Source organism: Gilliamella sp. X-57, from assembly GCF_057063565.1.
The window spans coordinates 122,081-136,167 of record NZ_JBXSQI010000004.1 but is presented as its reverse complement, the minus strand read 5'-3'; the positions used below and the strand labels follow the sequence as shown (position 1 = coordinate 136,167).

The 14,087-nt window shown below is 34.5% G+C and carries 12 protein-coding genes and 1 pseudogene; 9 read left to right on the top strand and 4 right to left on the bottom strand.

Annotated elements, in window-relative coordinates; all coding sequences use genetic code 11:
• From ACYIAL_RS03525 to grxB, 5 genes and pseudogenes are all read left to right on the top strand, one after another.
• Window positions 1-208 (top strand): annotated as a pseudogene (locus ACYIAL_RS03525) (hypothetical protein); the annotation flags it as partial.
• A gap of 31 nt (window positions 209-239) precedes the next feature.
• Window positions 240-512 carry a PAAR domain-containing protein gene (locus ACYIAL_RS03520; RefSeq protein WP_174797894.1) on the top strand — a complete coding sequence of 91 codons (273 nt, stop codon included), beginning with the start codon at window positions 240-242 and terminating at the stop codon, window positions 510-512.
• The gene (locus ACYIAL_RS03515; RefSeq protein WP_174797895.1) at window positions 512-1,726 is read left to right on the top strand and encodes a hypothetical protein; all 1,215 of its coding nucleotides are present in this window, start codon (window positions 512-514) and stop codon (window positions 1,724-1,726) included. The genes ACYIAL_RS03520 and ACYIAL_RS03515 overlap by 1 nt, the downstream gene beginning before the upstream one ends.
• A 163-nt stretch (window positions 1,727-1,889) precedes the next feature.
• Complete coding sequence (locus ACYIAL_RS03510) at window positions 1,890-2,519, top strand: Pr6Pr family membrane protein (protein WP_174797896.1); 630 nt, start codon at window positions 1,890-1,892, stop codon at window positions 2,517-2,519.
• Entirely contained in the window at window positions 2,516-3,166 is a 651-nt protein-coding gene (gene grxB / locus ACYIAL_RS03505; RefSeq protein ID WP_483750996.1) for a glutaredoxin 2, read from the top strand. Before ACYIAL_RS03510 ends, grxB begins: the two co-directional genes overlap by 4 nt.
• Window positions 3,167-4,582: 1,416 nt before the next feature.
• Here grxB and ACYIAL_RS03500 read toward each other — a convergent pair.
• The gene (locus ACYIAL_RS03500) at window positions 4,583-5,623 is read right to left on the bottom strand and encodes a tagatose 1,6-diphosphate aldolase (RefSeq protein WP_483750995.1); all 1,041 of its coding nucleotides are present in this window, start codon (window positions 5,621-5,623) and stop codon (window positions 4,583-4,585) included.
• 239 nt (window positions 5,624-5,862) lie between these two features.
• Here ACYIAL_RS03500 and ACYIAL_RS03495 point away from each other — a divergent pair, with 239 nt between their 5' ends.
• The 3 genes from ACYIAL_RS03495 to ACYIAL_RS03485 all read left to right on the top strand — a co-directional run bounded on the left by ACYIAL_RS03495 (window position 5,863) and on the right by ACYIAL_RS03485 (window position 10,136).
• Entirely contained in the window at window positions 5,863-7,182 is a 1,320-nt protein-coding gene (locus ACYIAL_RS03495) for an MFS transporter (protein WP_483750994.1), read from the top strand.
• Between the two features lie 295 nt (window positions 7,183-7,477).
• Window positions 7,478-8,512: an alcohol dehydrogenase AdhP gene (gene adhP / locus ACYIAL_RS03490; protein WP_483750993.1), complete on the top strand. Its 1,035-nt coding sequence runs from the start codon at window positions 7,478-7,480 to the stop codon at window positions 8,510-8,512.
• Window positions 8,513-8,687: 175 nt separating this feature from the next.
• A complete protein-coding gene (locus ACYIAL_RS03485; protein WP_483750992.1) occupies window positions 8,688-10,136 on the top strand; it encodes an APC family permease in 1,449 nt (482 codons plus the stop codon).
• Between the two features lie 365 nt (window positions 10,137-10,501).
• Here ACYIAL_RS03485 and ACYIAL_RS03480 read toward each other — a convergent pair whose 3' ends face one another.
• Genes ACYIAL_RS03480 through ACYIAL_RS03470 form a run of 3 tightly spaced genes read right to left on the bottom strand, consistent with a single transcriptional unit; the run spans window position 10,502 to window position 12,632 of the window.
• Entirely contained in the window at window positions 10,502-11,863 is a 1,362-nt protein-coding gene (locus tag ACYIAL_RS03480; protein ID WP_160430631.1) for a PTS ascorbate transporter subunit IIC, read from the bottom strand.
• Between the two features lie 20 nt (window positions 11,864-11,883).
• Window positions 11,884-12,156, bottom strand: coding sequence for a PTS sugar transporter subunit IIB (locus ACYIAL_RS03475; RefSeq protein ID WP_160430630.1), 273 nt, complete (start codon window positions 12,154-12,156; stop codon window positions 11,884-11,886).
• A gap of 26 nt (window positions 12,157-12,182) precedes the next feature.
• On the bottom strand, window positions 12,183-12,632 hold the full coding sequence (locus ACYIAL_RS03470) for a PTS sugar transporter subunit IIA (protein WP_483750991.1): 450 nt from the start codon (window positions 12,630-12,632) through the stop codon (window positions 12,183-12,185).
• Window positions 12,633-12,924: 292 nt separating this feature from the next.
• On the opposite strand from ACYIAL_RS03470, the gene ACYIAL_RS03465 reads away from it, so the two are divergent.
• Entirely contained in the window at window positions 12,925-13,953 is a 1,029-nt protein-coding gene (locus tag ACYIAL_RS03465) for a LacI family DNA-binding transcriptional regulator (RefSeq protein ID WP_483750990.1), read from the top strand.
• Window positions 13,954-14,087 lie beyond the last annotated feature (134 nt).

Here is a 14,087-nt window from a genome sequence, read left to right as displayed (position 1 = left end):
TAGTAGTTTAAGCTACAATGAATGGATGTGGGTGAATAGTTTTATGGAATTTTCGGATAAAAACCTAGATACCGAACAGATGCCAGATGAATATGAGTGGTCGGTAAAAATCAATTGGTCAGAAGAACTCGACAAAAAATCCAAAGCCAGCTCGCTTGAAGAGTATCAACAAATAGATGCACAATATCAACAGGTAGGAAATCAATAATACAAATATGAAAAAATAAAGGAAATGAAAAATGAGTAAATTACGCGGAGTTATTCGGTTAGGGGATTTGACAGATCATGGTGGAAAAGTCATTACTGCTTCATCGACAATGACAGTTTTAGGCAAACCTGTTGCTCGAGTGGGGGATTTAGTCAGTTGTCCAATAAAAGGCCATGGAATTAATCCTATTATTGAGGGCGAATCAACTTTTTCCGATCAAGGTAAGCAAGTCGCTTTAGATGGTTATAAAAGCGGTTGTGGTTGTTCTTTAATCTCATCATTATCCGAGGTAGGAAAAAGCTAATGTCTGTCGATTTAACATTACTGCCAGCCCCGTTGTCTGATGCTAAAAAAATGAATTTTTGGTTCTGGGGTGTTTTGCTTATCGTGTTCATTCTGCTTGGTTGTATCATTACAGTTACACTCAGCTTTTTTTATGACATATCAGATATCCTTTTTATTTCAGGCCTGTTTGCTTTCCCTGTTGTTTCTTGGCTGTTTATATTTTTATATGGTGTTTATCTCTATGGTAATCGTCTAGCTTATATTGAACAGTGGAATTTATGCATAGAAAAGCGTAAACAAAAATTGATTCATTATGGGCAAAGAGGATTATATGTTTTAGGCTTTTCACTTATTACAGAACAGGGCGAAACAAGAAATGCCGCCTCTATCGTTAATAATGATTTTTTTATGATAAGTAAATTACACCGCAATAGTGGCATTGTTATTCCCCATACGACTTTATCTATGATTGATGATATGAAATCTGAAAGCTTTGATGAGCGTTTAAAATTTATTTTTACTCGTTTTGAAAAAGCATACAAAGCTAAATTTGCAACCGTGTTAACACAATCAAATTTGCATGTTAGGTTATTTATTGATGCTGAAGTTTCAAACGATAAAATAAAGGCATTATGGATGGAAACATTGGGAAAAAGAATTTGTCATCCTGCTAGCTTTGAAATTGAAGAGCCCAGCCAATCATCTACATTTATAGAAACATGGTTAGACAATAGTGCTCATGATGATGAGTTGCTTTTGGTGATTAATACACATCTGTTTTCTGCTCCAATTAAAGATGAAGGTGAGTTTGCTTCAATGCTAGTTCTAGCAGGGGAAAAGGTAAATAGAGCGCCATTTTTTCCTACTGTTAATTCGCCATTAATAAAAGTTCATCGTAGTGAACAAAAAACGGAATTCACGCAAACTATTGAGCATGCTTTATTGTGGGGCAGTGCCGATGATAACAATTACGGCGGGGTTTGGTATAGCGGTATTTCGTCAGATTTTAAAAATGAAATTATGCACCACTTTAATCAAATTCAATTTGAAGCAAAAAATCATTTTGATATCGATACTTCAATTGGTTATGCTGGCTATTGTTCATATTGGTTGGCATTAGTGTTAGCCATTGAAAATGTATCTATAAAAAAAGATAAACAATTGATCATGGTAGGTAAAACACAACTTACCGCTTCGGTTGTGTCATGTTTGCAAGAAAATAACACTTGTTAAGCGTTTAAGGTAATATATAGCTATGTTAAATGTGCATTTTATTTTTATATTAAAAACTGATTATTTTAAACTATTTGCATTAATTTAAAATAATCAGTTAACTTTTTGCTTTTATACTATTTGGTATATACTGGGGGTACTGTTTTATCTATATTCATCTTTTATGCTAAAGCGAAGTATTCATCTTTTTATTGCGCTGTTTGCAATCTCTATTATAGCCATGGAAACTTACATTTATTGGCATACTAAATTTCGTCCTTGGCAACCCGAATCTTCAATAGGGCGAATAATTTATTATTATAGTTTCTTTACGGTTTTATCAAATTTAATGTTAGCATTGAGTTGTTTTTGGCTAGCTATCAATCCTAATTGTCATCGATATAGTTTTAAAGTTATTCGTTTGAATGGTTTAGTAGGTGTGATTATAACAACTATTGTGTATAACATAGTGTTAAGAAGCATTCATACTCCACCTCCTAATGTATTATTGAAAATTGCTAATGAAAGTTTGCATGTGGTTATTCCTGCTTTGGGATTATTGAGCTGGTTTATTTTTGGACCATTTCGACGAATTGATTTAAAAGTCATTATGGGGGCGTTATTGTCAATGATTGGATATGGCATTTATATTTTTGTGCGTGGCTATTATACCAATTTGTATCCATATCCTTTTATTAATGTTACGCAGATTGGTTATCCAAAAGCGCTGTTTGCTGTGAGTGAGGTTTTTTTGCTATTTGTGGGATTAGCCTTTTTATGTTGGGCAATTGAATATTTAAGGAGTCGAAAATGAAACTGTATATTTATGAGCACTGTCCTTTTTGTGTAAGGGCAAGAATGATTTTCGGTTTAAAAAACATACCGGTTGAATTGCAGGTATTGCTGAGTGATGATTTTCAATCGCCAGAGCGGATGATTGGCGAAAAAATGGCACCCATTTTACAAAAAGAGGATGGTAGCTATATGCCTGAAAGTTTAGATATAGTTGATTATATTGATAATAATTATGGTGGTGAGCCGATTTTAATTGGATCTAAATCTCCAAATATTGCAGAGTTAATCAAACAGTTACAACAATATGATTATAAGTTAGAGTGTCCTCGTTATATAAAACTCGGCTTAGCTGAATTTGCAACACAAAGCGCGATTGATTATTTTGCAACCAGTAAAGTCGGCAAATTAGGGGCATTTGATGAATGTTTAGCGCAAACTGATTCGTTAGTGTCTGCCGTATCTGCGGTATTAAATAAGCTTGAATTATTGATTGTTTCGCCAGATGCGTGTAATGGACAATTATCTTTAGATGATATCTGTTTGTTTCCTGTCTTACGGAATTTGACGTGTGTTAAAAGCTTAACGTTTCCGCCTAAAATTAAAGCTTATATACAATCCATGGCAAAACTTAGTAAAGTTAATTTGTTTTTTGATAAAGCCATTTGATGAACAGCAAGTGGATCTGGCGTTTTAATTTATTGTAAAACTCAGGTGTAACAAAACGCCAGATTGTTTACACTTCATGATTAAAATAATCTGCTAACAAGGTAACTCCCATTTGTTTGTTAGCAGGTAGGTTCGTAAGTTTTCGATTAATAAGATGGTGATCACACGTTTTAACAATTAGATACTACAAATCCTTAGTGAATCACGAAACGGTATAGAATCCTGAATATTTTTTACAAAAAAATATAATCTAAAAAACGAACACCACATCTTTATTAAAGTTCCTATCTTGTATTCGTTTGAGTTCAGACAACTTTTATTTTTGAGTTGATACGATGAATATCAACGTTTTAGCAAATGAGATACTGCAAAATGAATCACGAAACGGTATAGAATCCTGAATATTTTTTACAAAAATATGATCTAAAAGGCGAACACCATATCTTTATTAAAGTTTCTATCTTGTATTCGTTTGAGTTCAGACAACTTTTATTTTTGAGTTGATACGATGAATATCAACGTTTTAGCAAATGAGATACTGCAAAATGAATCACGAAACGGTATAGAATCCTGAATATTTTTTACAAAAATATGATCTAAAAGGCGAACACCATATCTTTATTAAAGTTTCTATCTTGTATTCGTTTGAGTTCAGACAACTTTTATTTTTGAGTTGATACGATGAATATCAACGTTTTAGCAAATGAGATACTGCAAAATGAATCACGAAACGGTATAGAATCCTGAATATTTTTTACAAAAAAATATAATCTAAAAAGCGAACACACATCTTTATTAAAGTTCCTATCTTGTATTCGTTTTGAGTTCTGGCAACTTTTATTTTTGGATTGATACGATGAATATCAACGTGTTAGCAAATGAGATATTGCAAAATGAATCACGAAACGGTATAGAATCCTGAATATTTTTTACAAAAAAATAATCTAAAAAGTGAACAGTTGTATAAATATTCCATAGTAAGACACAACTGACGTAGAAAATTATGCTGCCTGTTTTCGTGTTTATATGCAATGAGAATTAGGTTATGTAATACCTGATGAGGCCTTTCGGAATGTTCAGGGTAGATGTTTGGTGTCAACATGAAACATTTTGCCTAGATAGGTTTTGTTATTGCCTTTAGTTTGCCGTTTTAATTTATCTTCAATGGATTTTTCAACTTTGACTAAACGTTTAATACCATAACGGAGGGGTATTTTCTTTATGATATCAGCGCTGTATGCTTTTCTGTAATAAGGCGTTAGTTTTGTTTTTTTTTTATGTATAACTATTACAGTCGTTTCTCAAATTATTGTAAATAATACGAGCAATTCCGACAACTAAGGTGATAAACAGGATAGCATGGTAAGAGAGAACAGGAAAATAAGAACAAAACCTGTTCTCTGTTTGGTTTGCTAATTAATTGCCTAATTTAAGATCAATCACTTCAATATTATCTTTACCACCATAGATATCATACCAAGGCGTGGCATATTGTTTTAATATCTTATTAAGGTGCTCAACATTTTCACGGCCAGTTTGATCTAACCAACGTTTTAATCCCTCTTTTCCACCTTTTGCATAGGCGGCAACGCCTTCAAACCATGTAGCTCGTCCACCGAGGATGCCACTATATTTAGCCCCATTTTCACCAGCAAAAATGAGTTCTTGGTGGAAGGTTTTTGTTGGCACGCCCGCACTTAAATAAATGAAAGGACGCGTTGCGACATCGCTGGCTTGTTTAAAGTAGTCAGCAGCTTGTTTTTGCGTGTAGACAACAACGTTGTTGTCGTTAAAGCCTTCGACATTTTTAAAAAGCACAGGAACTTCGACTTTTAAAATATCAATGTAATATTGTTCTTTAGTAAATTCTTTAATGGTATTAATGACTTTTTGAGGTTTGATTTTTGCAAATTCTGGGCTTTTATCGTCAGTTATCTCGTTATCATATACTATAGGTTCAACAAAAACGGGAATATCGGCAGCTCTTGCCTCATTACCTAAACGTTCTAAAAAAGCGTGCTTTTTATCTAAAATATCTTGAGGATCATCAGGATTATAATAAACCAATACTTTTGCGGCATCTGCGCCTTTTTTTATTAAACGTTGTAATGAATCTTCGGGCAATATATCGGGCAATCGTCCTGGCGTATTGGCATCATAGCCTGTCTTTTCGTATGACATGATTAATCCAGCATTGCTATTTTTGGCAGCCATGCCTTTAAAGCCATATTCTTCATCTAACAAAATTGCACTGACATATTTAGTTAACTCTTGAGAGACAAGTTCTTTAAATTCGTACACCATATCAATATGATAACGATCTTTGCCAACGGCCGATTCCATCATCTTAACCATTGAACCTCGTTGATCGATCGCCAACGCAGCGATAACGCCGTCTTGGTTTGATAATTGCTGCATACGTGTGAATTTGCCACGAGAAATACATTTTTTAGCCATTTTATAGCTCTCCGTTTAGTAAGATGTTTCATTGTAGTTTTTTTGTTTGGCTATTTATTAATCATTTGTGCTAGTTTTAGCGGTATTTTTAAAATAAGCGAACACAATTATTGCGCAACACATAATAATTGCGTTTAAGTTATCACTTGAGTGGATATCTTCTTTTAAAAAATCAACTGTTAGCGTATAGTAGTTAATTACATTAAACTGTTTGTAAACAATAATTTACAAGGATGCACATGCAAAATGTAGTACCCCAAACATCGACAAGAACTCTAAATGCCAAAGACTATAAAACATTGGCACTCTCCGCATTAGGTGGGGCATTAGAATTTTATGACTTTATCATTTTTGTGTTTTTTTCAATAACCATTAGTCATCTTTTTTTTCCGAATGATATGCCTGATTGGCTGAGCCAAGTGCAAACCTTTGGTATTTTTGCCGCTGGATATTTAATACGTCCATTTGGAGGAATTGTTATGGCACACTTTGGCGATCGGTTTGGTCGCAAAAGGATGTTTACGCTAAGTATATTGCTTATGGCATTACCCACACTATTTATAGGTTGTTTACCCACATATACCCATATTGGTATTTTGGCACCTTTGTTGTTACTGTTTATGCGATTATGTCAAGGTTTAGCAGTCGGGGGTGAAGTTCCTGGTGCTTGGACTTTTGTTTCAGAGCATGTACCGAAAAATAAAATTGGATTGGCATGTGGCATTTTAACTAGTGGATTAAGTCTAGGTATTTTGCTCGGTTCGTTAGTTTCAACGGCTATGAATAAATGCTTATCTGCCGAACAACTCATTGATTGGGGATGGCGTATACCATTTATTATTGGTGGTGTTTTTGGATTGATTGCAATGTATTTACGTCGTTGGTTAAAAGAAACGCCAATTTTTCAGGAAATGCAAAAACGCAAACAACAAGAATTAGCTAAAAAAATACCGGTTATCACTGTGTTGACGGAGTATTTACCTCAGACTATTTTATCCATGTTACTCACTTGGGTGCTGTCTGCGGGGATTATGGTTATTATGCTAATGACGCCAATTTTATTACAAAAGCAATTTGGCTACTCACCAGTCGATGCGTTACAGGGCAATATATTAGCGATTATTGGGCTTATTATAAGTTGTACATTTTATGGCATGATGATGGATAAATTTGCTATGGGGAAAGTGATATTAATCGGTTGTGCTATTGCAACTGTTGTTATCGCTATTTTTTACCTCTCATTAGATAACCCGCACCTTTTATTTATGACTTATTCGTTAGCGGGTTTTAGTGTTGGTATTGTAGGTTCTTTTGCTTATTTTATGGTGACCGTGTTTCCTACTCAGATTCGTTACAGTGGCGTATCGTTTTCATTTAATATGGCTTACGCCATTGCGGGCGGATTAACACCTTTGTTGATCTCTTTTTTGAGTGATTTTATGAGCAAAATGGCGCCAGCTATCTATGTTATTGGATTATTTGGTTTCGGTGCATTGATTGGGTTATTTTTATTCATTAATAATAACAGCCAAAAATATATTGCTAAAGATCTTGCATAACAAATGCTAATCGTAGAGTTGATTATTTTATAATGGTAAATGGGAAGTATAAAAATTTGTTCTTGCTTCCCATTTAGCTGACTTACCTTACATTCATATCTGCCTGCTTTATTCATTTAAACGATATATCCATCTTATTTTGTCAAAAAGTTTCAGGAAAGGCTACGTTTTAGTATAGTTTATTAAAACATCAATACGATTTAGTAAAATTGTGAAACAACTCAAATTTTTTAAGCAGGATTAGGTTAAAATAAAATCAATGATATTTTAATTTTAAAATTTGCTAGGAGAAAAAATGAAAGCAGCAGTTATTAGACAAGAGTGTGACGGTCAAGTCGAAATTAAAGATATCCCTGTTCGCCCTTTACAAGCAGGAGAAGCACTCGTTGATGTTGAATATTGTGGTCTTTGCCATACGGATATCCATGTAGCATCGGGTGATTTTGGTAAAAAACCGGGGCGAGTTATTGGTCATGAAGGTGTAGGCATTGTGACTAAAATTGCCCCTGATGTAAAGAGCCTAAAAATTGGTGATCGTGTCAGTATTGCTTGGTTTCATGCCGGCTGTGGTACTTGTGAGTATTGTATTTCAGGTAATGAGACATTTTGTCGAAATGCGTTAAATTCTGGTTACAGCGTTGATGGCGGTATGGCAGAACAATGTATTGTTAAAGCGGATTATGCAGTTAAAGTGCCAGAAGGGCTCGATCCGGCACAAGCAACTAGCGTTACATGTGCTGGTGTCACGACATATAAAGGGATTAAAGTGGCTAATACAAAACCAGGTCAATGGCTTGCTGTATTTGGTATTGGTGGACTAGGTACACTTGCTATCGAATATGGTAAAAAAGTGTTTAACAATAAAGTCGTTGCAATTAGTAACAGTGATAGCCAACTAGAATTGTGTCGAAAATTAGGTGCTGATTTAGTCGTTAATCCTAAAAAAATTGAGGATGTAGGCGCTTATATTAAAGAGCATACTGCAGGTGGCGTACATGGTGCTGTTGTGACCTCGGTTACTAAAACTGCATTCAATCAAGCTATCAATTCTGTGCGACCTTTAGGACGTGTTGTTGCACTAGGCTTGCCTTCTGAAAATATGGATTTGAGTATTCCTAAAACGGTGTTAGATGGCATTCAAGTATTAGGTTCACTGGTTGGTACTCGTGAAGATTTAGCTGAAGCATTTCAATTTAGTGCTGAAGGTAAAGTGGTGCCGATAGTGGAAAAAAGACCATTAGAAGATATCAATGATATGATTGAGGAAATGAAAGCAGGAAAAATTCGAGGTCGTATGGTCGTTGATATGAAAATGAAGAAAAAGAAATAATTTTTCAAAAAATAGCGAATAAAAAGTCAGTTTTGCGCTGACTTTTTGTTTATTTTAGTATTCTGATTTTTGATGTTTTTTTAATTAACTAAAATGAATCTTGCTTGTATTTTATAAATAAATCCCTATCATAACTAGATTTTTCACGTTTATTTATATATTTAAGGGGATCTTTATGGCAGATCATAATTTAGAAAATAACTTGCGGAAAGATCTTGGTTTAGTTTCTGCATTATCACTGGTTGTGGGAATGGTTTTAGGGGCAGGTGCTTTTATGAAACCCCCAGCAGTTCTAGAAGTAGCAGGTGATTATCATTATGCACTATTAGCATGGGTAATTGGTGGTGTTATTTCTATTTGTGGCGGGTTAACACTTTGTGAACTAGGTGTAATGTTTCCAAAAACCGGTGGAATGCTTGTTTATTTAGAAAAAATCTATGGCGCTAAAATTTCTCATCTTTATGGTTGGATGATGACAGTCATTTTTTCGCCTGCTTTGATTGGTGCATTAGTAGGCTATTTTAGTTCGGTGTTTTGTTCATTATTTGATATTGAAAATACGTACAAAATGGCAGTAGGAGCTGGGGCATTAGGTTTTATCGCTTTTATTAATGCAATTGGTGTTAAACAAGCAGGGTACTTGCAGACCATTGCCACGGCTTGTAAATTGATCCCAATACTGTTATTAGCGATATTTGGGTTATGTCAAGGAAATGGGCAAGTTACATTGTTTAGTGCTAGTGGTCAGGGCATTGAGACATATGCTCCTTTTGCTGTTGCGATTTTAGCGACATTATTTGCTTATGATGGTTGGGCTCAAGTTGCATCGGTTGCGGGTGAAATTAATAAGCCTGCTAAAGTATTACCTAAAGCCATTATATTGGGAATTATATTTTTAGTCATTGTTTATGCTTGTATCAATATTGCATTATTTAAAATCTTTCCAGTTCAAGAGATGGTCTCATTAGGCCATGACGCTTCTTCTGTTGCATCGCAACGTCTGTTTGGGCATTTAGGTGGTAATTTGGTTGCAGTTGGTATCATGGTGTCAATTTTAGGTGGAATTAATGGCTACATCATGACATTATCACGTACTATTTTTAGTATGGCTGAGCGAGGCAATATCGTTGGTGCGCGTTATTTAAGCACAATAGATGAAGACAGCCGTTCACCGGTAAATGCAATTTTAGTGCTTGTCGTTTTTTCATTTTTATACTCGGTATTATTAGATGCCGATCGTTTATCTGAAATTTCAATGTTTTCGATTTGGGTTTTTTATTTATTAACTTTTATTGGTGTTATTATAGCCAGAAAAAAATACCCTAATATACCAAGATCTTATAAAGTAATTGGTTACCCACTTATTCCTATTATTGCCATTGCAGGTTCTATTTATGTCATTTATGGAATGCTGATTCATCAAACAGAAAATGGTATTGCATCAATTGTGCTGACATTAATTGGTTTACCCGTGTACTATTATTATCAAAGTAAGAACCAACATAGAGATCTTTCAGTTGGTGAAGTGAAAAAGTATCGTGTCAAAACCCAATATACTACAGCGATATTGGCAATCGGTGTTGTTGCTGTGTTAATCATGTATGGCAGTATGGCTAGTAAATAATACTGTGATTGCTGATTACATAGTTGTTTGATGCTATTTTATCGTAGCAATAAAAGAAACCAAAAGTTTTTGGTTTCTTTTAATTAAGATAATAGTTATCAAAGATAAGTTGAAATTAGACTATAAATGTTTTGATCGTAAAAAACATCATTTAAATACCCGCTTGTTTGGTATTATTCATGTTTATTTCTAGCTTTTTATGCCTAATATTTAATTTTATGGTTGGGCAGATAGTAGTTGTTACTGAAAATATTTGGCTGTCAATATAAAATAAGAACTACATTTTAATCATGATTGGCTTATTTTTTTCATATTAATATAGTATATAAAGCCCCTAATATGGTTAGGGGCTATAGTAAGTATACTTAATTTTTTGCATCCACTTTAGGTTTAGCTACATAATTATAAATAACTAATATGGCAAAAATAGCAATAAAAATACCCATTATCATATCTTTGTTAAACCATTTAGCCATATTACCAAGAATAATCCCAATACCACAAAAATCGACATCGGAGAAAGTCGTATTAGCAAAACCCAGTGATCCTAATACTGGCAATAACATAACAGGCAAAAATGTGACTAATAAACCATTAGCAAACGCACCTAGCATGGCACCACAACGCCCTCCTGTTGCATTGCCAAATACGCCAGCAGTTGCACCGCAAAAGAAATGGGGAACAACGCCCGGCAATATGAGGACTAAGTCTAATTGTCCTAGAACAAATAATCCGACTAGCCCACCAAGGAAGCTAAATAAAAAGCCAATGAGCACAGCATTAGGCGCATATGGGAATACCACCGGGCAATCAAGAGCAGGTTTGGCATTAGGGACTAATTTTTCCGAAAACCCTGTAAAGGCAGGTACAATTTCAGCCAGAATTAATCGCACACCTTGAAGAATAATAAATACCCCAGCAGCAAATGTAATTGCTTCTATAATCGCATAAACTAAATAATTATCGCCTTTGCTTAGATTGGTTTCAACATAGCTTGCACCAGCAGATACCGCTAGAATGAGATAGATAATCATCATTGTTAATGAGATTGAAATTGAACTATCTCGCAAAAAGCTTAAGTTTTTAGGTAAATTCATCTCTTCGGTTGAACGAGAGTTTTTACCGACAGCTTGCCCAAGCCACCCTGCTAACACATAACCTAAAGTACCAAAATGTCCAAATGCAACATCATCATTACCGGTAATTTTACGCATATGTGGTTGTGCTAATGCAGGGAAAAATGCCATAATCAACCCAAGCACTAATGAACCTGTGAACACAAGTTGCCAGCCTTTAAAACCCGCTACGGTTAAGATAATACTAATCATACAAGCCATATAAAAAGTATGGTGCCCTGTCAAAAAGATAAATTTTAAACGTGTAAAACGTGCAACCACAATATTGGCGACCATACCAAATGCCATAATCAAGGCAGTTGCTGCACCGAATTCATTTAATGCCATAGAAACAATGGCTTCATTATTAGGAATGATACCCTGTAATTTAAAAGCTTGTTCAAACATTATGCCTAGTGGGGTAATTGCGCTGATAAGTACACTTGCACCACCGCTCAATACCAAAAAACCTAAAATTGTTTTAACTGTGCCTTTTACGGTATCAGCAAATGATTTATGTTGGGCAATTAGCCCAACCATCGCAATTAAACCGACTAATATCGCAGGTACTTTTAAAATATCTACAATAAATTTTATGATTTCTTGAATCATGGCAACACCTCATAGGTTGATTAGTACTTAGCAAAATGTTCAACAAGTTTTGATTCTAAATCATTGATATCAATAATATTGTTTAGTATAACTAATTTATTGTCAGGAATACCTGAACTGGCCGCTAAATCTTTTGTCATGACAAATATATCAGCTTGATCTGGTGTTGCTGAAGCAAGATCGGCATGTGTGACCTCTGCATCAATGTTTAATTTTTTAAGAACTTTTTTGATGTTCATTTCAACCATAAAGCTACTACCAAGACCTGAACCACAAACTGCCATAATTTTCATTTTGTTTATCCTTTTATTGAGTTTAATTAAATTTTATAATGGTTGATAACAGACAATATTTGAGCAGGGGTTTGCGCATTAAAAATTGTCTGGATATCATTTTGTGTACCAAATAGTGCTGCCAATTGAGTTAATATTTCAATATGACTAGTACTATCACTTGCTGCTAATAAAGTAATTAAATAAACAGGATCGTTTTCTTCTGAATTAAATTTGACGCCTTTTTTGACCAATAGCATTGATAGACCTAATTGGTTTACGCCCTGTTCTGGTCTTGCATGTGGCATCGCAATACCTGGAGCCAAAACATAATAAGGACCAATTGATTCATGTAATTTGAAAATGGCTTGAATATAATCAGGTGAAATAGCGTTATTTTGTAATAACGGTTTTGCACAAAGTTGTATCGCTGTTTGCCAATCCTCGATTGAATCAACAATATTGACCGTTTGGCTAGTTAACCATCTTGCTAACATTTTTCCTCCGCTAAATTTGATCTCATTGAGAACTTATTAGGAAATTAACACACAGCGTAATAATAGAAATAAAAAAAAATAAGAAATGTGATAGCGCTATCAAAGTTGATAAAATTTTCATCCATTATGTGATGTAGTTAACATTTTCAATAAATTAATCAGAAAACGCCTACTTTTGCCGAATAATATTATTTAAAAAATTGTGATTTAAAAGACAGATCCATAACCTTTTATGAGGTTATGATACATCCACTGTTAATTGGCTATCATTGACATGCAATTGGAGTGAAAGATGCAGGATATAAAAAAACGCAGAAGTACAGGACAGGTTACTTTATTTGATGTGGCTAAATTTGCGGGTGTTGGCTCTATGACGGTATCTCGTGCTTTGCGTAGCCCAGAGCGTGTCTCTGATAAACTTCGTAAAAAGATTCAAATTGCCATTGATACGTTAGGGTATAAACCAAATGTTGCAGCTAGCTTGTTAGCATCCGCATCAGCTAATCAGGTCATCGCAATTATAACGACTAAGATCTATGATCACGCCACTCAATTGTTACTTAATGCGTTACAAGCAAGCTTGGCACAAGAAGGATATACTATATTAATCATTGAATCTTACCACTATCTTAAATGTGAATCACAATTATTAAATACACTATATAGCCATAATCTTGAAGCAATACTCCTTTTTTATGTTGAAAGTGATGATTTTATTCGACAGGTAGCTCGAAATAAAACCGTTCAAGTTATGAATATTGGCAAGCAATATGATGAATTAACCAATCTGAATGTGGGATTGGATGATAGTTTAGCAATGTATATGTTGACTGAACATGTGATCAAAAAAGGTTATCGATCTATTGGTTTGCTTTGCGCTAACCAGCAATACTACCTTTTTCAACAACGGTTACATGGCTGGCATAAAGCAATGCTAAATCACCATTTATCTACACATAGGATCATTCATGCGGCAAAGCCTGCTAATTTTAGCACAGGAAGTGAATTACTACCGGATGTACTTTTGAACTGGCCTGAGATCGATGCCTTAATTTGTACGACAGATGAATTAGCATGTGGCGTGCTTTATGAGTGTCAACGGCGGCATATAGTTGTTCCATATCAATTAGCGGTAAGTGGGTTTGGCGATAGTGAGTTTAGTAAAGTCAGTTTTCCACCATTAACAACCGTTGCGCAGCCGTCTAAGCAAATTGGCAAATATATAGCTAATTTATTGTTAAATCAGTTAAGAAATGAAACTAATTATCAATCAGACTTCTCAGCGTTAGCGCCAATGATTCAATCAAGAGTTAGTTTATAGTTTTTGTTAGTCTGAAATAATAAAATGAAGTGTGCTGACTTGATAAGTATCACTTCTTTAATTGTATTGCAAAAACAGTATTAGCTAGCTTTGTACAAAGCATCATTCATTTAAATTCAGCCAAAACAAAGTTA